21 protein-coding genes are annotated in these 20,963 nt (G+C 68.1%); 13 read left to right on the forward strand and 8 right to left on the reverse strand.

What is annotated here, in order from left to right:
• Positions 1–48 precede the first annotated feature (48 nt).
• Both BST28156_RS02210 and polA read right to left on the reverse strand, forming a co-directional pair.
• Positions 49–1,383, reverse strand: coding sequence for an NAD(P)/FAD-dependent oxidoreductase (locus BST28156_RS02210; protein WP_174901352.1), 1,335 nt, complete (start codon positions 1,381–1,383; stop codon positions 49–51).
• A 285-nt stretch (positions 1,384–1,668) separates the two neighbouring features.
• Positions 1,669–4,422, reverse strand: a complete 2,754-nt coding sequence (polA, locus tag BST28156_RS02215; protein WP_060245837.1) for a DNA polymerase I — start codon at positions 4,420–4,422, stop codon at positions 1,669–1,671.
• 1 nt (position 4,423) lies between these two features.
• Between polA and BST28156_RS02220 the strand changes: the two genes are divergently transcribed.
• From BST28156_RS02220 to BST28156_RS02230, 3 genes are all read left to right on the forward strand, one after another.
• Positions 4,424–5,182, forward strand: coding sequence for an LOG family protein (locus BST28156_RS02220; protein ID WP_009693209.1), 759 nt, complete (start codon positions 4,424–4,426; stop codon positions 5,180–5,182).
• Between the two features lie 368 nt (positions 5,183–5,550).
• Complete coding sequence (locus BST28156_RS02225) at positions 5,551–5,829, forward strand: hypothetical protein (RefSeq protein WP_060245916.1); 279 nt, start codon at positions 5,551–5,553, stop codon at positions 5,827–5,829.
• Between the two features lie 250 nt (positions 5,830–6,079).
• Positions 6,080–6,571, forward strand: coding sequence for a 2-thiouracil desulfurase family protein (locus BST28156_RS02230; protein WP_060245836.1), 492 nt, complete (start codon positions 6,080–6,082; stop codon positions 6,569–6,571).
• Between the two features lie 307 nt (positions 6,572–6,878).
• Here the strand turns inward: BST28156_RS02230 and BST28156_RS02235 are convergent, their stop codons facing one another.
• The gene (locus BST28156_RS02235) at positions 6,879–8,405 is read right to left on the reverse strand and encodes an AMP nucleosidase (RefSeq protein WP_174901353.1); all 1,527 of its coding nucleotides are present in this window, start codon (positions 8,403–8,405) and stop codon (positions 6,879–6,881) included.
• A gap of 129 nt (positions 8,406–8,534) precedes the next feature.
• Between BST28156_RS02235 and BST28156_RS02240 the strand changes: the two genes are divergently transcribed.
• The 5 genes from BST28156_RS02240 (at position 8,535) to BST28156_RS02260 (ending at position 12,071) form a co-directional block, all read left to right on the forward strand.
• The gene (locus tag BST28156_RS02240) at positions 8,535–8,930 is read left to right on the forward strand and encodes a hypothetical protein (RefSeq protein WP_060245834.1); all 396 of its coding nucleotides are present in this window, start codon (positions 8,535–8,537) and stop codon (positions 8,928–8,930) included.
• Positions 8,931–9,034: 104 nt separating this feature from the next.
• On the forward strand, positions 9,035–10,033 hold the full coding sequence (locus tag BST28156_RS02245; RefSeq protein ID WP_174901354.1) for a homoserine kinase: 999 nt from the start codon (positions 9,035–9,037) through the stop codon (positions 10,031–10,033).
• On the forward strand, positions 10,024–10,833 hold the full coding sequence (locus BST28156_RS02250; protein ID WP_060245832.1) for a BPSS1780 family membrane protein: 810 nt from the start codon (positions 10,024–10,026) through the stop codon (positions 10,831–10,833). Before BST28156_RS02245 ends, BST28156_RS02250 begins: the two co-directional genes overlap by 10 nt.
• Positions 10,834–11,043: 210 nt before the next feature.
• On the forward strand, positions 11,044–11,496 hold the full coding sequence (locus BST28156_RS02255) for a MarR family winged helix-turn-helix transcriptional regulator (RefSeq protein WP_174901355.1): 453 nt from the start codon (positions 11,044–11,046) through the stop codon (positions 11,494–11,496).
• A gap of 155 nt (positions 11,497–11,651) precedes the next feature.
• Complete coding sequence (locus BST28156_RS02260) at positions 11,652–12,071, forward strand: organic hydroperoxide resistance protein (RefSeq protein ID WP_060245830.1); 420 nt, start codon at positions 11,652–11,654, stop codon at positions 12,069–12,071.
• Positions 12,072–12,186: 115 nt separating this feature from the next.
• On the opposite strand, the gene BST28156_RS02265 is transcribed toward BST28156_RS02260, so the two are convergent.
• Positions 12,187–12,363 (reverse strand): DUF3563 family protein, encoded by a 177-nt coding sequence (locus BST28156_RS02265; RefSeq protein WP_006399432.1) that lies wholly within the window; start codon positions 12,361–12,363, stop codon positions 12,187–12,189.
• Between the two features lie 73 nt (positions 12,364–12,436).
• Positions 12,437–13,546: an extracellular catalytic domain type 1 short-chain-length polyhydroxyalkanoate depolymerase gene (locus BST28156_RS02270; protein WP_174901356.1), complete on the reverse strand. Its 1,110-nt coding sequence runs from the start codon at positions 13,544–13,546 to the stop codon at positions 12,437–12,439.
• Between the two features lie 249 nt (positions 13,547–13,795).
• Here BST28156_RS02270 and BST28156_RS02275 point away from each other — a divergent pair, with 249 nt between their 5' ends.
• The 4 genes from BST28156_RS02275 to BST28156_RS02290 all read left to right on the forward strand — a co-directional run bounded on the left by BST28156_RS02275 (position 13,796) and on the right by BST28156_RS02290 (position 16,904).
• Positions 13,796–14,494: a phosphatase PAP2 family protein gene (locus BST28156_RS02275; protein WP_060245828.1), complete on the forward strand. Its 699-nt coding sequence runs from the start codon at positions 13,796–13,798 to the stop codon at positions 14,492–14,494.
• A gap of 122 nt (positions 14,495–14,616) precedes the next feature.
• The gene (gene modA / locus BST28156_RS02280; protein WP_174901357.1) at positions 14,617–15,414 is read left to right on the forward strand and encodes a molybdate ABC transporter substrate-binding protein; all 798 of its coding nucleotides are present in this window, start codon (positions 14,617–14,619) and stop codon (positions 15,412–15,414) included.
• A gap of 10 nt (positions 15,415–15,424) precedes the next feature.
• Positions 15,425–16,102: a molybdate ABC transporter permease subunit gene (gene modB, locus BST28156_RS02285; RefSeq protein ID WP_040130224.1), complete on the forward strand. Its 678-nt coding sequence runs from the start codon at positions 15,425–15,427 to the stop codon at positions 16,100–16,102.
• A gap of 100 nt (positions 16,103–16,202) precedes the next feature.
• Complete coding sequence (locus tag BST28156_RS02290; RefSeq protein WP_060245825.1) at positions 16,203–16,904, forward strand: sulfate/molybdate ABC transporter ATP-binding protein; 702 nt, start codon at positions 16,203–16,205, stop codon at positions 16,902–16,904.
• A 169-nt stretch (positions 16,905–17,073) separates the two neighbouring features.
• Here the strand turns inward: BST28156_RS02290 and BST28156_RS02295 are convergent, their stop codons facing one another.
• The 3 genes from BST28156_RS02295 to BST28156_RS02305 all read right to left on the reverse strand — a co-directional run bounded on the left by BST28156_RS02295 (position 17,074) and on the right by BST28156_RS02305 (position 20,245).
• Complete coding sequence (locus tag BST28156_RS02295) at positions 17,074–17,910, reverse strand: TOBE domain-containing protein (RefSeq protein WP_174901358.1); 837 nt, start codon at positions 17,908–17,910, stop codon at positions 17,074–17,076.
• A 50-nt stretch (positions 17,911–17,960) separates the two neighbouring features.
• Positions 17,961–19,736, reverse strand: coding sequence for a CHAD domain-containing protein (locus BST28156_RS02300; RefSeq protein WP_174901359.1), 1,776 nt, complete (start codon positions 19,734–19,736; stop codon positions 17,961–17,963).
• Between the two features lie 125 nt (positions 19,737–19,861).
• Positions 19,862–20,245 carry a tautomerase family protein gene (locus BST28156_RS02305; protein ID WP_060245822.1) on the reverse strand — a complete coding sequence of 128 codons (384 nt, stop codon included), beginning with the start codon at positions 20,243–20,245 and terminating at the stop codon, positions 19,862–19,864.
• 116 nt (positions 20,246–20,361) lie between these two features.
• Between BST28156_RS02305 and BST28156_RS02310 the strand changes: the two genes are divergently transcribed.
• On the forward strand, positions 20,362–20,963 hold a 602-nt coding region (locus BST28156_RS02310), incomplete at its 3' end, for a LysR family transcriptional regulator (RefSeq protein WP_174901360.1).

The following is a 20,963-nucleotide window of genomic DNA, read 5'->3' on the forward strand; positions in this document are numbered from 1 at the left end:
AGATATGTAAGACTCGATTACGACGCGTCGAGCAGCCCGCACATACGGTCAGTGCAGCTTCACCCGCGGCAGCGTCGTGCGCCGCAGCCAGTGCGCAACCGTATCGAGCATCATCCGCGGATAACCGTGCAGCGCCGCGATATGCAGCCGGTACAGCGACATGTACATGAAGCGCGCGAACAGCCCCTCGATCAGCATGTTGCCGCCGATCAGCCCGCCCATCAGGTTGCCGACCGCGCTGAAATGGCCGAGCGACACCAGCGAGCCGAAATCGCGATAGGTGAACTCGGGCAGCGGACGCCCGTCGAGCCGGCATCCGATCGCCTTCAGCAGGAAGCTCGCCTGCTGGTGCGCGGCCTGCGCGCGCGGCGGCACGTTGCGCTCGTTGCCGGGCCATACGCATGCCGCGCAATCGCCGAGCGCGAATATGTTGTCGTCGGTGAAGGTCTGCAGCGTGCGGCGCACGTCGAGCTGGCCGAGCTTGTTGACCTGCAGGCCGTCGAGATGCGCGAGCACCGCCGGTGCCTTGATGCCGGCCGCCCAGACCGTCAGGTCCGCGCGCACCGCCTTGCCGCTCGCCGTATGCACGAACCCCGGCGCGACCTCGGTCACGCGCTCGCCGAGCATCAGCCGCACGCCGAGCTTTTCGAGCAGTTCGGCCGTCGCCGACGACACGCGCTCCTGCAGCGCCGGAAGAATGCGCGGCCCCGATTCGATCAGCACGATGCCGACGTCGTGCCGCGGGTCGAGCTTGTGCAGCCCGTACACGGACAGCACCTGCGCCGTATTGCGCAACTCCGCGGACAGCTCGACCCCCGTCGCACCGCCGCCGACGATCACGACCTGGATGCGCGGCTCGGCCGCCTCGCCCGGCGCAGCCGGCGGCGGGTTCTGGTGCTCGGCGCGCATGCACGCGGCGATCAGCCGCTTGCGGAAGCGCTCGGCCTCGCCGACCGTATCGAGCGCGATCGCGTTTTCCGACGCGCCCTGCACGCCGAAGAAGTGAGTGGTACTGCCGATCGCGATCACGAGCGTGTCGTATTCCAGCTCGCGCGCCGGCAGCAGTTCCGCGCCGTCGCTATCGTTGACGGGCGCCAGCGTGACACGCTTCGCCGCGCGGTCGAGCCCGGTGAGCTCGCCCTGCTGGAACTCGAAGCCGTGCCAGCGCGCCTGCGCCGCGTATTCGAGCTCCTGCGTGAACGGGTCCATGCTGCCTGCCGCCACCTCGTGCAGCAGCGGTTTCCAGATGTGCGTCGGATTGCGGTCGACGAGTGTGACAAGCGCACGCGCGGGACGCTTGCCGCGCGCGCCGTAACGGTCGCCGAGCCGCGTCGCCAGTTCCAGGCCGCCCGCGCCTCCGCCTACGATGATGATCCGATGCATCCCGATTCCCCCCTTTGCGATTCGAAACTGCTGCCGCCGGACGATGCGAACGCGATGCGTTCATGTCGCCGCATGGATTAACCGGTTCGGACATCATCGATGTGCAGTTCGAAACACCTCGATGGGTCCGCTCCCGGCACGCGGGGCGCGCGGCCCCGCGTCAATGGCATGACTGACATGCATTGTCCGGGAGCTTGCGCGTTGACCACAAGCAAACCAGCTCGATATTCGACATCCCTGCAACAATATGCCGCAGACAGCGTGAACCGTATACAGGGGGAACGATCAGTGCGCTTCCTCCCAGTTCGCACCGGCGCCGACCTCCGCGACCAGCGGCACCTTCAGCTTCGCGACGCCGCACATCATTTCGGGCAGCTTCTCGCGCACCAGCGACAGCTCGTCGTCGGGCACCTCGAGCACCAGTTCGTCGTGCACCTGCATGATCATCCGCGACGCGAGCTTGTCGCGCGCGAGCCAGCCGTCCACCGCGATCATCGACAGCTTGATCAGGTCGGCCGCGGTGCCCTGCATCGGCGCGTTGATCGCCGCACGCTCGGCCGCCTGGCGGCGCGGGCCGTTGCCGCCGTTGATCTCCGGCAGCCACAGGCGGCGGCCGAAAACGGTTTCGACGTAGCCCTTCTCCTTCGCAACCGTGCGCGTGTCTTCCATGTACTGCGCGACGCCCGGGTAGCGCGCAAAATACCGGTCGATATAGAGCTTCGCCGCATCCCGCGTGATGCCGAGATTCGATGCGAGCCCGAACGCGCTCATCCCGTAGATGAGCCCGAAGTTGATGACCTTCGCGATCCGGCGCTGGTCGGCATTGACCTCCAGCGGCGTCACGCCGAACACCTCGGCGGCGGTCGCACGGTGGATGTCCTCGCCCTGCGAGAACGCGCGCAGCAGCGACGCGTCGCCCGAGATGTGCGCCATGATTCGCAGTTCGATCTGCGAATAGTCGGCCGACACGATCCGGTGGCCCGGCGACGCGATGAACGCCTCGCGGATCCGCCGGCCTTCGGCCGTGCGCACCGGAATATTCTGAAGATTCGGATCGTTCGACGCGAGGCGGCCGGTGACCGCGACCGCCTGCGCGTAGTTCGTGTGCACGCGCCCCGTTGCCGGGTTCACCATGCGCGGCAGCTTGTCGGTATAGGTCGACTTCAGCTTCGACAAGCCGCGATGTTCGAGCAGCAGCTTCGGCAGCGGGTAATCCTCGGCCAGCTTCTGCAGCACTTCTTCGTCCGTCGACGGCGCGCCGCTCGGCGTCTTCTTCACGACCGGCAACTGCAGCTTCTCGAAGAAGATCTGCCCGATCTGCTTCGGCGAGCCGAGGTTGAATTCGCCGCCCGCGAGTTCGTACGCCTGCCCTTCGAGCTCGATCAGCCGCGTCGCGATCTCGGTGCTTTGCGCCTGCAGCCGCGCGTCGTCGATCAGCACGCCGGTACGCTCCATCTTGCGCAGCACCAGCGACACCGGCATCTCGATCTCGCGATAGACGCGCTCGAGCCCCGGTTCGCGCGCGACCTGCGGATACAGCGCGTGATGAAGCTGCAGCGTGATGTCGGCGTCTTCGGCCGCGTATTCCGCCGCCTGCGCGAGCGCCACTTCGTCGAAGCCGATCTGCTTCGCGCCCTTGCCCGCCACGTCTTCGTACTTGATCGTCTTGACGCCCAGATGACGAAGCGCAAGGCTGTCCATGTCGTGCGTGCGGTGCGACTCGAGCACGTACGATTCGAGCAGCGTATCGTGCTCGATGCCGTTCAGTTCGATCCCGTAGTTCGCGAGCACCTGCGCGTCGTACTTCAGGTGCTGGCCGACCTTCTTGCGCTCGGCCGATTCGAGCCACGGCTTCAGGCGCGCGAGCACGTCGTCGAGCGGCAGTTGCTCGGGCAGGTCGGGGCCGCGGTGCGCGACCGGCAGATACGCGGCCTTGCCCGGCTCGGTCGAGAACGACAGGCCGACGAGCCGCGCGACCATCGGGTCGAGCGACGTCGTCTCGGTGTCGAAGGCGGTCAGTTCCGCCGCGTCGATCTTCGCGAACCACGCGTCGAACTGCGCCCAGGTCTGGATCGTGTCGTATTCGCGTGCGACGTCCGCGCCGACCGTCACCGCCGGCTCGCCTTCCGGCGCATCGGCGCCGCCGCCTTCGGCGGGCGCGCTGTCGACTTCGCGCAGCCACGTCTTGAAGCCGTAGCGCGCGAAGATGTCGCGCAGCAGGTCGCGCGCTTCGCCGTCGGTTTTCAGCGACGCGTCGATCGATTCGAGATGCGGCGCGAGATCGCACGCCGTCTCGACGGTCACGAGCTTGCGGCCGAGCGGCAGGAAGTCGAGTGCGCGGCGCAGGTTGTCGCCGACCACGCCCTTGATCTCGCCCGCATGCTCGATCACGCCGTCGAGACTGTCGTACTGCGTCAGCCATTTCACGGCCGTCTTCGGCCCGCACTTCTCGACGCCCGGCACGTTGTCGACGGTATCGCCGATCAGTGCGAGGTAGTCGATGATCCGCTCGGGCGGCACGCCGAACTTCGCGATCACGCCGTCGCGATCGAGCGTTTCGTTGGTCATCGTGTTGACGAGCGTGACGCGATCGGTGACGAGTTGCGCGAGATCCTTGTCGCCGGTCGACACGATCACGTTCATCCCGCGCCGTTCGGCTTCGCGCGCGAGCGTGCCGATCACGTCGTCGGCCTCGACGCCCTCGACCATCAGCAGCGGCCAGCCGAGCGCGCGCACGGCGCCGTGAATCGGTTCGACCTGCAGCGCCAGATCGGGCGGCATCGACGGTCGGTTTGCCTTATAGTCGGCATAAAGGTCGTCGCGGAACGTCTTGCCCTTTGCATCGAACACGCAAGCGCTATACTCTGCACTGACTTCCTTGCGCATACGGCGCAGCATGTTGATGATTCCGTAGAGCGCTCCGGTCGGCTCCCCGCCAGGGCCACGCAAATCAGGCATCGCATGGTAAGCCCGATACAGATAGCTCGAACCGTCAACCAATAGCAGGGTCTTACCTTCCAGATTTCGTTCTTCAGGCATTATGAACAAGAGAAAAGTGATTCCGAGTCTGCGTTCGCTCGCAGATCAAGAACGCGCGACGGCCAAGAAGGCGCGCGCATCGTGGCAGATGTTCACGATTATGGCAGAGTTTATCGAGGCGACCGAGTACCTGTCGGAGATCCGCCCGGCCGTCAGCATCTACGGCTCTGCCCGTCTGAAACCCGACACGCCCCACTACAAGCTTGCCGTGCAGATCGCGCGCAAGCTGTCCGACGCCGGCTTCGCGGTGATCTCCGGCGGCGGCCCCGGCATCATGGAAGCGGCGAACAAGGGCGCGCACGCCGGCAAGGCGCCGTCGGTCGGCCTGAACATCGAGCTGCCGCACGAGCAGGCCGGCAACCACTACCAGGACATCTCGCTGCGCTTCCGCCACTTCTTCACGCGCAAGGTCACGTTCGTGAAGAACTCCGATGCGGTGATCGTGATGCCGGGCGGCTTCGGCACGCTCGACGAACTGTCGGAAGTGCTCACGCTGATCCAGACGAAGAAGTCGCGCCTCGTGCCGATCATTCTCGTCGGCAGCGACTTCTGGAAGGGGCTGCTGCAGTGGTTCCGCGATCAGCTGATTCCGATGGGCCTGATCAATCCGGAAGACATGGATCTGATGCAGGTGATCGACGATCCCGACCAGGTGCTCGACGCGGTGCTCGCGTTCTACGAGGACAGCGGCGAGGAAGAAGGCGAAGGCTCGGACGAGCAGCCGCCGCGCCCGGAAGAAGACCGGATGTTCTATCTGTAAATGCGCGCGGCAGCGGGAGCCGGCCGGATGGCCGGCGCACCGCTTTGCGCGTTGCTTTGTAACCTTTCGTTAATCGTACGTCGCGGTCGCGCGACGTCGAATGTCAAATCCGCGCGCCTCGCACTGCGCGACGCAGCGCGAACGGTCGGGCCCGTCGCCTGCCATTGTCAAATCGCGCCGCGCCGCATGCGCGATCCCGGCCCGCGCAACGCCCAATCCTCGGTAATAAACGCCCCTCGCCTTTTCCATCGCGTGCCCGCACACTGCATTCCGTCGGCGTCGGCGATCCCCCCTTGGAGCGATTCGCGATGCGTCATCGATTCCACTGCGCCACGCCGACCTTCTACAACGACATCACGGAAAAGAACATGCAACGCTCGCTGATCGCCCTCGCCTTCGCCGGCCTCGGCCTTTCGCTGTCCGGCCTCGCCCACGCCGTCAACGTCGACGTCAACATCGGCACGCCCGCGCCAGTCGTCGTCGCGCCGGCTCCCGTCGTCGTCGTCGGCTGGCACGGCGACCGCTACTGGGACGGCCATCGCTACTGGGAACGCCGCGAGTGGGAAGAGCATCAACGCCATCATGGCCCTGACGATCGCCGCGGTTATCACTGCCCGCCGGGACACGCGAAGAAGGGCGAGTGCTGAACGACACGGCACGACAACCTAGATAGGCAAGGCCGCCCGCGCGCTTCGGCGCCGGGCGGCCTTGTCGTTGATGGCGACGCGTTCGCCACACGATCGTGGCGCCCGCTGCGTCGAACGACGTGCGCGCTTGCCGACGGGTTCGCCGGCTTCGCGTCGACGCGCATGAGCGAGCCTGTCGCCCTCTCACCGATCGTCGAAACGCGAGTGGTAGTATCGGCCGCGCAAACGGCCACTCTCCCCTCATTCACTCATGAACAGGATTCTCGTCAGCGCCTGCCTTGCGGGCCTGCCCGTGCGTTACGACGGTTCGGCGAAGACGGTCGCGGATGCGCTGCTGCAAACGTGGCGCGACGAGGGCCGCCTCGTCGTCGTATGCCCCGAGGTCGCCGCCGGCTTCGGCACGCCGCGCCGGCCCGCCGAGATCCGGCTGCATCGCAATGGCGGCGACGTGCTGGCCGGCGCGGCGTCGATCTGCGACGACTCGGGCACGGACGTGACCGCGATGTTCATCGACGGCGCGCACCACGCGCTCCGGCAGGCAACCGCGCAGGGCTGCCGCTATGCGCTGCTCGCGGACGGCAGTCCGTCGTGCGGCAGCAGTTTCATCTACGACGGCACGTTCTCGGGAAACCGGCATGAAGGTGCCGGCGTTACTGCCGCGCTGCTCGAACAGCATGGCATTCGGGTGTTCGCGCCGTCGCGGCTGGCGGAACTGGCGGCGTTGATCGAGCGCGACGGGTAAGACCAGCACGCGCTTGCGGTCCGCATCGACGCGGTCAGCCTGCTTCTCCATATCCGACGAACATGAGGCTCTCTTCGACGTACGCGCGCGCACGTCGGCGGCGCCGGATCGTTCAGCACCAGCAGCAGGTCCTGCGGTACGCCCACCCAGTGCAGGCTCACGGACGCGCCGAGGCTTTCGAACAGCCCCCGAATCAGCAGCGCTTCGCCGCTGTCGCCGATCGCGGCCACGGAAACGTGCACGCGCGGAAAACGGAACTGCTCGTCGATCGTGCGCGCTGCGTGGCCGTCATCGCCGAGCCTCGGCGTCACTGAAACGCCACTTCCGCAAAACTCCGCAGCTTGCGACTATGCAGCTTGTCGAGCCCGTTCGTGCGCAGGATCTCCATCGCCTTCACGCCGATCTGCAGATGCTGATCGACTTGCGCGCGATAAAACTGGTCGGCCATGCCCGGCAGTTTCAGCTCGCCGTGCAACGGCTTGTCCGACACGCACAGCAGCGTGCCGTACGGCACGCGGAAACGGAAGCCGTTCGCGGCGATCGTCGCGCTTTCCATATCGAGCGCGATCGCGCGGCTCTGCGACAGCCGCTGCACCGGCTCGCGATGGTCGCGCAGCTCCCAGTTGCGGTTGTCGACGCTCGCGACCGTGCCCGTGCGCATCACGCGCTTCAGTTCGGCGCCTTCGAGCTGCGTGACGTCGGCGACCGCGCGTTCGAGCGCGAGCTGCACCTCGGCGAGCGCCGGGATCGGCACCCACAGCGGCAGGTCGGCGTCGAGCACGTGGTCCTCGCGCACATAGCCGTGCGCGAGCACGTAGTCGCCGAGACGCTGCGTGTTGCGCAGCCCCGCGCAGTGGCCGAGCATCACCCACGCGTGCGGACGCAGCACCGCGATGTGATCGGTGATCGTCTTCGCATTCGACGGACCGACGCCGATGTTGACCATCGTGATGCCGCTGCCGTCCGCGCGCTTCAGGTGATACGCGGGCATCTGCGGCAGGCGCGGCGGCGCGGCGCCCTCGGCCGCTTCGCTGCCGAGGTTCGCGTTGTACGTGACGACGTCGCCCGGCTCGACGAACGCGCTGTACTGGCTGCGATACGCGCGCACGTCGGGATCGTCGCTTTCCGTCATCATCGTGCGGCCGAGCTTCACGAACTCGTCGATGTAGAACTGGTAGTTCGTGTACAGCACGTAGTTCTGGAAATGCGTCGGCGACGTCGCGGTGTAGTGGCGCAGACGATGCAGCGAGAAGTCGACGCGCGCGGCCGTAAACAGCGCGAGCGGATGCGGCTCGCCCGGCGACGGCTCGAACGTGCCGTTGACGATGCGATCGTCGAGATACGACAGGTCGGGCGTGTCGAAGATGTCGCGCATCGCGAGCAGGCTGTCGCGATCGAGCTCGCCTTCGAGATGGATGCCTTCGGGAAATGCGAAGTGAACGGGGATCGGCTGCGACGACACGCCGATCTCGATCTTCACATGGTGGTTCTTCGCGAGCAGGCGCAGTTGCTCGCGGTAGTAGTTGGCGAACAGGTCGGGACGCGTGACCGTCGTCTCGAAGACGCCCGGGCCCGCGACGAAACCGTACGAACGGCGCGAGTCGACGTGCGTGTTGACGTCGGTGCGGATCCGCACGAACGGATAGCACGCGCGCACATGCTCGGTGATCGATTCGTGGCGACGATAGCGCGCGAACGCATCGCGCAGGAAACCGGTGTTCGTATCGTAGATCGCGGACAACCGCGCGACGGCGGCAATCGGGTCGTCGAAAGCTTCGACCGGCGGACTTTCGGGCGTCAGCATCCGGTGCCGGCGGCTCAAATCGTTCTTCATTTTCATCACCTCGTCTGATCCGACGACATTACCACGGAACCCGGTCACGCTCATGGCCGGCCGCCGGCACGCGAGGGCCGGATGGCGCGCAGTATTTGCTAAAATCGGTAGGTTCACTGGAGACTCATCATGAAGCCGCTCATTCTCGTCGTCGCTGCCGCCGCGTTTGCCGCCGCCAGCGTCGCTCACGCCGCCGGCGGCACGCCTGGCGCCGACGCGCAGGCGCAGGCCGAGGCCAACGAAGCCGCCGGCCTGCCCGATCTCCGCCAGATCAACCGGCCCGGCGCGGAAGTCACGTCGAAGGTCGATTTCAGCGACATCCGGCGCACCCCGAGCTTCCACGAAAAGAGCAAGAACGGCACCGAGGTCACCGAGTATCGCGACCGCGGCAAGCCGGTCGAAATCGACGTGAAGTCGAACTTCGGCACGCGCTACCAGATGAGCTCGACGCCCGATACCTCGCCGAAGCCGCACGACGCGGGCGTCCCGATCACGCGCCTGCCGTCGGTCAACCTCCGCTACTGACCGCCGCCGCGCCGCGTCGATAACACCGCGGCGCGCCGCTCGCCCCTTCACCTCCCTCGCGGCCCGCGTCGCGCGGGCCGACCATCTGACCAGACGCATCTCGCATGGCCGTTTTCACTGCTGTTTCCGACTCCGATCTCGCGCAATGGATGCGCCACTATGAACTGGGCGATGTCGTCGCGTTCCGCGGCATTCCGTCCGGCATCGAAAACAGCAATTTCTTCCTGACGACGACGCGCGGCGAATACGTCCTCACGATCTTCGAAAAGCTCACGGCCGGACAACTGCCGTTCTACCTCGACCTGATGCGCCACCTCGCCGGCCACGGCGTGCCGGTGCCGGATCCGGTCCCGCGCAACGACGGCGCGCTGTTCGGCGAGCTGCACGGCAAGCCGGCCGCGGTCGTCACGAAACTCGACGGCGCGGCCGAACTCGCGCCCGGGGTCGAACACTGCATCGAGGTCGGCCAGATGCTCGCGCGCCTGCATCTCGCGGGGCGCGACTATCCGCACCATCAGCCGAACCTGCGCAGCCTGCCGTGGTGGCAGGACAACGTGCCGGCGATCGTGCCGTTCATCACGGACGCGCAGCGCGCGCTGCTCGAGGGCGAACTCGCGCACCAGGCCGGCTTCTTCGCATCGGACGACTACGCGGCGCTGCCGGAAGGGCCGTGCCATTGCGACCTGTTCCGCGACAACGTGCTGTTCGCGCATGCCGCGCCCGGCACCGGCCATGCGGTGCGGCTCGGCGGCTTCTTCGACTTCTATTTCGCGGGCTGCGACAAGTGGCTGTTCGACGTCGCGGTGACCGTCAACGACTGGTGCGTCGACCTCGCGACCGGCGCGCTCGACATCGCGCGCGCGGACGCGCTGCTGCGCGCGTACCAGACCGTGCGGCCGTTCACGGCCGAGGAGCGCCGCCACTGGAGCGACATGCTGCGCGCCGGCGCGTACCGCTTCTGGGTGTCGCGCCTGTACGACTTCTACCTGCCGCGTGCGGCCGAGATGCTCAAACCGCACGACCCCGGCCATTTCGAACGCATCCTGCGCGAGCGTATTGCCCATACGCCCGTGCTTCCCGAGATCCAAACCGCATGCAACTGATCGAAGTGCCCGCCAAAACGGGCTATGTCTGGTTCCGTCAAGGCATCTGGCTGTTCCGCCGGAATCCGCTTGCGTTCATCACGCTGTTCTTCACGTACCTGCTGGCGATCACGCTGGTGTCGATGGTGCCGGTGGTCGGCGCGGCGCTGCCGCTGCTGTTCATTCCCGGCATCGCGGTCGGCTTCATGGCCGCGTGCCGCGACACGGTGGCCGGCAAGCCGGTGATGCCGACGATCCTGATCGACGGCTTCCGCTCGTACGGCACCGTCGCGACCCAGCGGCTGCTCGTGCTCGGCGCGATCTACGTCGCGTCGATGATCGTCGTGTTCGCCGCGTCGTCGGCGGTGGACGGCGGCATGCTGTTTCATCTGATGCTCGGCGCGACGGGCGACACGAACCCGACGCCGGAAGCGCTGGCCGCGCAGGGCACGCTCGGCGCGCTGATGTTCGCGACGCTGCTGTACGTGCCGGTCGCGATGCTGTTCTGGTTCGCGCCGGTGCTGATCGCGTGGCACGACATTCCGCCCGCGAAGGCGCTGTTCTTCAGCGTCGTCAGCTGCTGGCGCAACCGCGGCGCGTTCGTCGTGTATGGGCTGCTATGGTTCGCCGTCGCGCTCGGCACCTCGCTCGGCCTGTCGCTGCTGCTGCAGGCGCTGGGCGCGGGCGCCTATGCGCTAACGGTCATGATGCCGGTGACGATCATCATCGTCACGATGCTGTACTGCTCGTTCTACGCGACCTATCGCGGCTGCTTCGGCGTGCAGGAGCCCGGCGCAACGCCGACGACGTCGGGCCGCTGAGGGCCGCCGACGGACAGGCCGGCCTCCGCTGCCGGCCTGCGTCCTTGCGCCGCCGATGCGATCGGCGCGCATCGTGTTTTTCGTTGTGCGCCCCGCCCGCTTCCCCGCACGCACTGAGCCCGGATACCGGACGCCTCTATTCAATCCAGTCTTTTGCGCGCAAAATAATTTGCATGCAAATCGTTAGCGCATCCGCGCGCGCCCCGAATCATGGACCGCCTGCCCGACCTGCCCCAGACGCTCGATGAGCAATTGTGCTTCGCGCTCTACTCGACTTCGCACGCGATGACGAAGGCGTACAAGCCGCTGCTCGACAAGCTGTCGCTGACCTATCCCCAATATCTTGCGATGCTCGTGCTGTGGGAGCGCGACGACATCGCAGTCAAGGACATCGCCGCGCGGCTCGACCTCGATCCGGCCACCGTCACGCCGCTGCTCAAGCGCCTGGAAGCGCTCGGCTATGTCGAGCGCGTGCGCAGCGCGGCCGACGAGCGCGTCGTGAACGTCCATGTCACGCCCGCCGGACGCGCGCTGAGGGAACAGGCGCGCTCGGTGCCTGCCGAGCTGTTCTGCACGATGCAGCAAACGCCCGACTTCCTGCTCAGGCTGCGCGCCGACCTCCAGCAACTGCGCGATGCGCTGGCGGCCGCCAACGATCGCTGACGCATCCGTCGCCACCGCCCCGCCCGGCCTCGCCGGGTTTTTCTTCCAAAATTCATTTGTACACTAATCTTTTGTGTTCTATATTTTCCTCGTGGCCGGCGACCCATGCGTCCGACCGGACCGCTTCCCACTTACTTTTCGACAGGAGCTGCACGATGAACATTCTGTACAAGACGAGCGCCACGAGCACGGGCGGCCGCGACGGCCGTGCAGTATCGGCCGACAACAAGCTGGAAGTGAAACTGGCCGCGCCGCGCGAACTGGGCGGTACGGGCGCGGAAGGCACGAATCCGGAGCAGCTGTTCGCCGCAGGTTACTCGGCCTGCTTCCTGAGCGCGATGAAATTCGTTGCGGGCCAGAACAAGCAGACGCTGCCGGCCGACACGCAGGTCACCGCGGAAGTGGGCATCGGCCCGAACGACGCCGGCGGCTTCGGTCTCGACATCGAGCTGCGCGTCTCGCTGCCGGGCCTCGACAAGAACGACGCACAGACGCTCGTGGACAAGGCGCACCAGGTCTGCCCGTATTCGAACGCGACGCGCAACAACGTGCCGGTGCGGCTGACGGTCGTCTGATACGACGCGCGGCGCCGAATGCAAAAAGGGCGTGGGCGGCTCATTGCCGCACACGCCCTTTCGCGTAATGCGTTGAACGGCGAACCGGCCGGCCCGCCGTTCGTGGTCCGTTCGCTTAACGCGCGCCGAACGAGTACGGACGGTTCATCGCCGCTTCGCGGTCGATCTTGCGCATGCGGAATTCGAGATCGTAGATGTCGGTCGCTTCGGACAGGTACGCCTCGGCACGCTCTTTCGCGGCCTGTTCGGCGTTCTTGGTCAGCATCAGGAAGAGGTGGCTCAGCAGGTACATGATCGATCTCGCAATTCGTTGACTAGGGTTTTCCCGAATTATAGGGAAAACCCTAGTTCTTTGCCAGCGTCGATCAGACGGTGCGTCGTTCGGTCGCCACAGTGCGCCGGTGCTCGGCAAAAAAGGACCAGATCATTGCGCTCGCATCCGGGCCGACCGCCGCGTGGAACGGGACGGCTTCGTCGCCGCCCGCCCATGCGTGGTCGAGCCCCTTCACATGGCATAGCCGCACGACCGTCTCGCCGTCGCGGCATACGTCGACGATCTGCGTGCCCGCCTTGCGCGTTTCGACGCGCTCGCCGCCGCGCAGCGCGCCGCGGCTGTCGGCCAGCCCGTTCAGGCGCATGAACTGCACCGTGAGCTGGTCGGCGTTCTTCGGCGCGACGACATGGTCGCCGTCGCCCTGCACGATCAGCGCGGGCATGCCCGGATAGGCGGCCGAATCGACCAGCGCGTCCACGGTCGCGGCCGGGTTTTGGCGCAGTCCGCGCCGCATCACGTCCATCGCGGTGATCCCCGAATTCGCTTCGCCGATCGCCGGCCCCGAATGCAGCGCTACCGCCGCGAAACGGTCCGGGTGATGCAGCGCGAGCAGCGCCGCGAGGCCCGCGCCGGCCGACAGCCCGGCGACATAGACCCGCGACGCGTCGAAGCCGTGCTCATCGACCAGCGCGTCGACCAGCGACGCGACCGCGTCCGCCTCGCCGCGGCCCGCGCGGTCCGTATCCTCGTACCAGTGCCAGCAGCCGTGCGAGTGCGCGCGCCGCGACTGCTCGGGATACAGCACTGCAAAGCCGTGCTTGTCGGCCAGCAGGTTCATCCGGGTGCCCTGCACGAACTCGTCGACGCTCTGCTGGCAGCCGTGCAGCATCACGACCAGCGGCATCGCGCCGCGCCGGCGGCCGGTGGGCACGTAGAGGCCGTAGGCGAGCTGCTGGACCAGACGGCCGAGCGCGGGCGCCATCGGGTGTTCGCCGCGCGTCCAGTCGCCCGTCGCCCATGCGGCGGCACGCGGACGCACGCGCGATTCGCGCGGCGGGGACAGATCGGATGCAGCAGGCGTCGCGGCAGCTTCGAGCACGTCGCGCGTGATCCGCTGGGCATCGCGCGCCGCGCGCTTGCCGACCGGCGACAGCATGCGTTTCATGCCGCCCAGCCACATCTTCGTCAGACTTTTGGTCATCAATCGGGCTCGCAGTCAGGAAAAATTGGGGACGCCACATCGGGCGCATCGTTCGAATTTGTGCAATGCACCATACCATTGTTTATGGGATTTTTCCTGCGTGCGGATAGTTCCCGCCGCGCTAAAAAACGGGCCTCGTACGCATGCGGCGCTATACTGGGGTTTCGCCGCTTGTATCCGTTGTAGTCGTTCTTCCCGGCTCGCGCGTTGATTTAAGCATTCGTCCCGCCCCTGCACGCTCCCTTCCCGATGTTCGACCTGCCGCCTCACTTGTGGATCACGATCACCGCGTTCGGTGGCGCGGGCCTGACCTTGCCGCTCGCCATCACGATCGCGGTCTGGCTCGCGCTCGGTTACTCGTGGCAACGCGCGCTCGCGTGGCTGGGCGTGCTGGCGGCCGCGATCGGCGTGGTCGCGCTGACGAAGATCGCGTTCCTCGGCTGGGGGATCGGCGTGCGCGCGTGGGATTTCACCGGCTTCAGCGGCCACGCGATGCTGTCGACTTCGGTCTATCCGGTCGCGATCTTCCTCGCATTGATCCGCACGCGCACACCGGTGCGGCTCGCCGGCATCGCGCTCGGGCTCGCGGCAGGCGTCGCGGTCGGCGTGTCGCGCGTCGCGCTCGATGCGCATTCGCCGTCCGAATCGGTCACGGGCTGCATCGTCGGCGCGATCGCCGCGCTGGCCTTCATCGCCGGCTCGTGGCGCGCCGTGCCGCACCGCTGGTCGGTGCCGGCGGTCGTCGCGAGCCTCGCGCTCGTCACCGTCGCGCTGCACGGCATCACGGTGCCGTCGCACCGCTGGGTCACCAAGGTCGCGCTGCAGTTGTCGGGCCACGAACGCCCGTTCGTGCGTGCGCGCTGGAAAGCGAACCCCAATTACCGTCCCGCGTCGCAGCCGTCGTCGCTGCAGCGCACCGAATCGCACGCGCATACGCTGCACGCGTAACCGGCCGCGCCGCTTTCCCCGTTTGAATCGATTCATGCGCCCCTTCGCATGAACGGTATGTCGAGCGTTATAACCCGCCCTATATTACGATTACGGTTTTCACTCACTCGAACTCGTCCGCCATGCGCTCATCCGTCCGTCCGCTTCGCCGCACCCTGCTTCGACTGCTGCCGATCGCCACGCTCGCCGGAATCGCGTTCAGCGCCCCCGCATCCGCCGCCGACGAACTGGTCGTGTCGGCGGCCGCCAGCCTGACGAACGCGTTCAAGGCCGTCGGCGATGCGTACGAGAAGCAGCATCCGGGCACCAAGGTGCTGTTCAATTTCGGCGCGTCGGACGTGCTGATGCAGCAGATCGCGAAGGGCGCGCCGGCCGACGTGTTCGCCTCGGCCGACCAGAAGGCGATGGATCGCGCGGTCGACGAGAAGGTGATCGTGCCGGGCACGCGCCGCGATTTCGCCGCCAACTCGCTGGTGCTGATCGTGCCGGCGGACAGCCAGGCGGCCGCGCCGACGTCGCTGCGCGACCTGACCGCGCCGGGCGTGAAGCGCATCGCGTACGGCGACCCGGCGTCGGTGCCGGTCGGCCGCTACACCGAAGGCGCGCTGCGCGCGGCGGGCGTCTGGGACGCCGTCAGCGCGAAGGGCGTGCTGGCCGCGAACGTGCGCCAGAGCCTCGACTACGTCGCGCGCGGCGAGGTCGATGCGGGCTTCGTGTTCGGCACCGACGCCGCGATCATGCCCGGCCGCGTGAAGGTCGCGCTGACAGTGCCGACGCAGACGGCGATCACCTATCCGATCGCGGTGGTCAAGGACAGCCGTCATGCCGCGCAGGCGCAGGCGTTCATCGATTTCGTCGCGTCGCCGCAGGGCCAGGCGGTGCTGTCGACGTTCGGCTTCAAGCCGGCCGCGGGCAAGTGAGCGCAGCGCGATGCAAGACGCCTGGGTACCGCTGCTGCTGTCGCTGAAGGTCGCCGGCTGGGCGACCGCGCTCGACATCGTGCTCGGCGTCGCGGCCGCGTTCGCGCTCGCGCGCTGGCGCTCGCCGGCGCGCGACGTCGTCGATTCGCTGCTGACGCTGCCGCTGGTGCTGCCGCCGACGGTGCTCGGCTATTACCTGCTCGTGCTGCTCGGCCGGCGCGGCGTGTTCGGCGCGTGGCTCGACCGGCTCGGCATCGAGCTCGTCTTCACGTGGCAGGGCGCGGTGGTCGCGTCGATGATCGTCGCGTTTCCGCTGATCCTGAAGTCGGCCCGCGCGGCGTTCGAAGGCGTCGATCCGCATCTCGAACGTGCCGCGCGCACGCTCGGCCTCGGCGAAGCCGCGGTGTTCTTCCGCGTGACGCTGCCGCTCGCCGCGCGCGGCATCCTCGCGGGCGCGCTGCTCGCGTTCGCGCGCGCGCTCGGCGAATTCGGCGCGACGCTGATGATCGCCGGCAACCTGCCCGGCCGCACGCAGACGCTGTCGGTCGCGATCTACGCGGCCGTGCAGGCCGGCGACGACAGCACGGCCAATTTCCTCGTGCTGGTCACGTCGATCACCTGCGTGCTGGTGCTGCTCTCGGCCGGCTGGCTCGTGCCGGCGCGCGCGCGGCGGAGTCAACTGACATGACGCGCCCGCTGCTTCCGTATCGCGCCGCTACCCCGGTCGCGTCGCCCGGCGTGGCGGCGCCCGTTGCCGGCATGCGCGGATCGGCACCGAGGAGGCCCGCGTGAGCGTCGTCGTCGACATCCGCAAGACCTACGCGACCGCCGAGCGCCGCTTCACGCTCGACGTGTCGTTCACCGCGACGACGCAGCGCGTCGTGCTGTTCGGGCCGTCCGGCGCGGGCAAGAGCATGACGCTGCAGGCGATTGCGGGGCTGCTCGCGCCGGACGACGGTGCGATCACGCTGAACGGCGAACCGCTGTTCGATGCCGCGCGCGGCATCGACGTGCCGACCCGCGCGCGTCGCGTCGCGTATCTGTTCCAGGACTACGCGCTGTTCCCGCACCTGAACGTGCGCCAGAACATCGCGTTCGGGCTCACGTCGGGCCTGCGCAACCCGCGCGCGAAGACGCTGCCGCCCGAAGTCGCGTACTGGCTGCGGGCGTTCGAACTCGAAGCGCTCGCCGGACAGTATCCGTCGCAGTTGTCGGGCGGACAGAAGCAGCGCGTCGCGCTCGCGCGCGCGCTGGTCGCGCAGCCGCGCATCCTGCTGCTCGACGAACCGTTCGCGGCGCTCGACGGCGCGATGCGCCAGCGGATGCGCCGCGAACTCGCCGAACTGCAGGCGCGGCTCGACATTCCGATGGTGCTGATCTCGCACGATCCCGACGATGTCGCCGCGTTCGGCGATCAGGTCGTGCAACTGAACGACGGGCGCGTGCAGACTGCGACGCCGCACGCCGAGTGGCCGACGCGCGTCGCGTGATCGACCGGCAACACCGCGGTCGTTGCGCTGCGCGGCCGGGAACCTGAGAGACGCCGCCTCGAGCGGCACCGACTGAAAACGAAGCCGGAGCCGGGTTGACGCGGGTTTTGCCGCGTCGGCCCGCCATCCGGCCGTCGGCGGCACACCTGCCCACCGGCTCGCGAATGGGTCAACCGGTCACCGCGAGAATCACGCTCGACGCCTTGAACAAGGCGATCGCACGCTGCCCGGCGACGAGCGGCAACGTAGCGACGCTGTCGTTCGTGACGACCGCCGTCAGCGTCCCGCCGCCGTCGAGCGCGAGCGTCACCTCGCTGTTCACCGCCCCGGCCTCGACCGACTCGACCGCCCCGCGCAGCCGGTTGCGCGCGGACACCTTCAGCTCCGGCCCGCCGTCGTCGACCGCCAGCACGATCCACGACGCCTTGACGAGCGCACACGCGGGCGCGCCGACCTGCAGGCCGAGCCCGTCGGCGCTCTCGTGCGTCAGCACCGCGACGATCGCCTGCCCGCCGGGCAAGCTCAGCGTCACCTCGTCGTTGACCGTGCCGCGCACGATCGCGTCGACCTTGCCGAACAACTGGTTGCGCGCGCTGGTCTTCATGCCGATCCGGCCGATCAGCGCCCAGTCGACGTCGAACCCGGCCACCGCCGCGCTCGCGGCCGCGATGAAGCGGCGATGCTCGCGCTCGATCGTGCGAAACGCGGCGATCAGCGACGTCGCGCGCGGCGTCAGCGTCGTGCCGCCGCCGCCCTTGCCGCCGGTCGAACGCACCACGAGCGGCTCGCCGGCAAGATTGTTCATCGTGTCGATCGCATCCCACGCGGCCTTGTAGCTCAGGCCGACCGCCTTCGCCGCGCGCGTGATCGAACCGGTGTCGCCGATCGCCGCGAGCAGCGCGATGCGCGTCGCGCCGCCGAGCGTCTGCTCGCCGGCGCGCAGCCACAGCTCGCCGCCCAGTTCGAGCGGTTCGGCGGAAGAGGAGGAAGGTGGCGTATCGCTCATCGGGCGGCTGGAAAGGAACGGGCGGCCATTATAGGCAGGGCGCGTGCTGTTCAGCCCGCCTTGCCGTCGAGCTTCGGCGGCCGCAGGCTGGCGAGCAGCGCCTCGGCGTCGCGCGCGGCGCGCTGCTCGAGCGCCGCGCCATAGCCGCGCACGAAACCGATCTGGTACGCCGGCGCCGCGAGCTGCTCGAGATGATGCAGCGCGACGACCGTGTCGTTCGCCTCGCCGAGCACGCTCTGCACGCGCGCGAGCGTCTTGACCGTCTCGGTGCGCGTGCGGCGCGACGCCAGCGACGCGAAGAATTCGAGCGCGTAGCGCAGCCGCTTCGCATCGATCCGGACCTGATGCCGCGCGGCCGTATCGAGCGACGTGAGCGACGGCGACGCGTACAGGTGGCCGAACAGCCGCCGCACGCGCTTGGCGGCATGACGGCGCAGCGACGGCGCATCGTCGTCCGCGGCAGGCGGCAGCGCGAGCGTGCTCAGCCATTCGAGCCAGCCGAGCGTCAGCCGCGCATAGCGCGCCGAATGCAGCGCCTGCCGCAACTCGACGCGCGCAGCCGCGCTCTGCGCGCATGCGGCGTCGAGCGTGCCGGCCCAGTCGGCGCCGCCGCCGTCGGCCGCGATCAGCGCGGGCAGGATTTCGGTCGAGAACACGTCCCAGTCGCGCACCGTGCCGAGCAGCGCGGCCAGCCAGCGCAAGTCGGTGCCGAACGTGTCCTGCCATTGCCGGTCGGCAAAGCGCGGGAAAAAGCGCATCAGCGTGCGCAGGCGGCGCAGCGCGACGCGCATCTGATGCACGAATTCGGGATCGTCGCGATCGAGCACACCGCCCTCGTTGCCGAGCCATTGCGCGGCGATGTCGCCGGACAGCGCGAACAGCGCGGTGCGCTGCGAGCGGATGCCGGTCAGGTCGACGAGTTGCGCCTTGACCGGCGCGGCGGCTGCGGATTCGCCCGCGCATGCGCGATCGATCACGCTGCTCAGCTGTACGAACGCGGGCCATGCGCCGCTCAGTTCGCGTGCGGCGGCGAACAGCGCGCGCAGCGCGGCGGTGCGCACTTCGAGGGTCTGCCAGTCGGGCGCGGCGAGACGCAGCTCGACATAGCGGCGCGGCGGCGCATCGCCGTCGTGCAGGGTGAAGTCGTCGAGCGTCATCTCGACCACCACGCCGCTGTCGTCGGCCCAGCGCCCGCGCCGCCGCTCGCTGACGAGCCAGCGGCCCGCCGGCGCGGCAACCGGCTCGGGCGCTTCGGATGCTGCCGGCGCGTCGGCAGCGGCTGCGTGGCGGCCGCCGGAACCGCTGTCGGACTCCGCATCGTCGTTGCTGCCGGCCCCCGGCACGGCCGACGCTTCGGCCCCGGCCTTCCGGGCCGGCTGCGCCGCCGACTTCGTTTCGGACTTCGCGGCAGGCTTCGCATCGCCGCCGGACGCGGACGACGAATCCACCCCGCCGACGGCCCCTTCGCCGTGCGCGGCACCGAGCGCCGACACGACGATTCCCGCATGCTCGGCATCGAACAGCTCGCGCTGCGTGACGCCCGGCGCGAACGTCTGCGTGCGCGACGCGACGACGCGCCGCTCGTGCGCATGCGACTCGATCCACGTCCACCAGCTTGCGCCGGGACTCGGCTCGGCCTCGACGACCTGACACGGCTCGATCGTCACGCGCTCGTGCCCGCGCCGCATCCGCACCTGCGGACAGATCCGCCACGCCCGCACCAGCTCGGCGCCGAAATCGCGCGGCGCGGCGCGCGCGCGATTCGAGGCCTTGGCCGGCCATCCGTCCTGCGACAGGCACAACACGACTTCCAGCACACGCGACATGGAGGCTCCTGCACATGAAGGACCGCCGGCGCATCGTCCGCGCCGGCGTCGCCCGTGAAGCAGCGTTCATGGTACACGGCCCGAAAGCGTGCGGGTAGCGATCTGGCCCCGCCCGCGGTGCTGCATCAAACGACGTATTGCGCGATGCCGTTGCCGAACGACCAGTCCTCCTTCAGCACCTCGACCAGACTGATGAATACGTCCTGCGGCCGCACGCCCGGCTGCTTCGCGAGATGGTCCGCAATCGTCCGGTACAGCGCCTGCTTCTGCTCGAGCGTGCGCGTGTTGTTCGCGGTGATCTGGATCATCACCAGATCGTCGCTGCGCTCGATGTCGAGGTAATGGCGGCCGAACACGAAGTTCTCCGCCGCATGCTCGGTGACGACCATGAAGATGTCGTCTTCCGGCACGTTGAACGCGTGCATCAGCGCGCGATGCACGCCGTCGACGAGAGCCGCGCGATAGGCGGCGGGCTTGCCTTCGCGCAGCGCGATACGGGTGAATGGCATGGTCTTGCTCCTGTCGGTGAAGTCGGGAATCGAAACATCGGACTGCCCCGTCAGGTTAGGCGCGCCAAACTATAATAAACAGTCATCTTCGGATATTTCATCCATTTCCATCTGAAATGAAAGTTCTCGATCTCGATGCGGTGCGGGCCTTCGTGCTGGTCGCCGATCTCGCCAGCTTCACGCGCGCCGCCGACGCGCTCGGCACCACGCAATCGGCGGTGAGCCTCAAGCTGAAACGGCTCGAAGCCCATCTCGGCAAGCCGCTGCTCGCGCGCACGCCGCGCGTCGTCAAACTGGCGGCCGACGGCGAAAGCTTCCTGCCGGCCGCCCGCGCGCTGCTCGATGCGCACGATCGCGCGCTCGGCGCGATCGCGACCGGCACGCACCGGCTGTCGCTCGGCGTCAGCGAGCATGTCGCGGTGCCGGACCTGCCGGCCGTGCTGACGAGTCTGCATCGGCAGGATCCGGGGCTGTCGCTCGAAATGCACCTCGGGATGTCGACGAACCTGCTCGCGCAGTACGACGAGCGCCGGCTCGACGCGGCGATCGTGCGGCACGAACCCGGCGAGGACCCGCCGCGCGAAGACGGCACGCCGCTGTTCACCGAGCCGCTCGCGTGGCTCGCCGCGCCCGACTGGGCGCCGCGCGCGGGCGAGCCGCTGCCGCTCGCGGTACTGGCCGGCCCGTGCGGCGTGCGGGCCGCCGCATTGCGCGCGCT

It is taken from the genome of Burkholderia pseudomultivorans (assembly GCF_902499075.1).
Classification (GTDB): Bacteria; Pseudomonadota; Gammaproteobacteria; order Burkholderiales; family Burkholderiaceae; genus Burkholderia; species Burkholderia pseudomultivorans.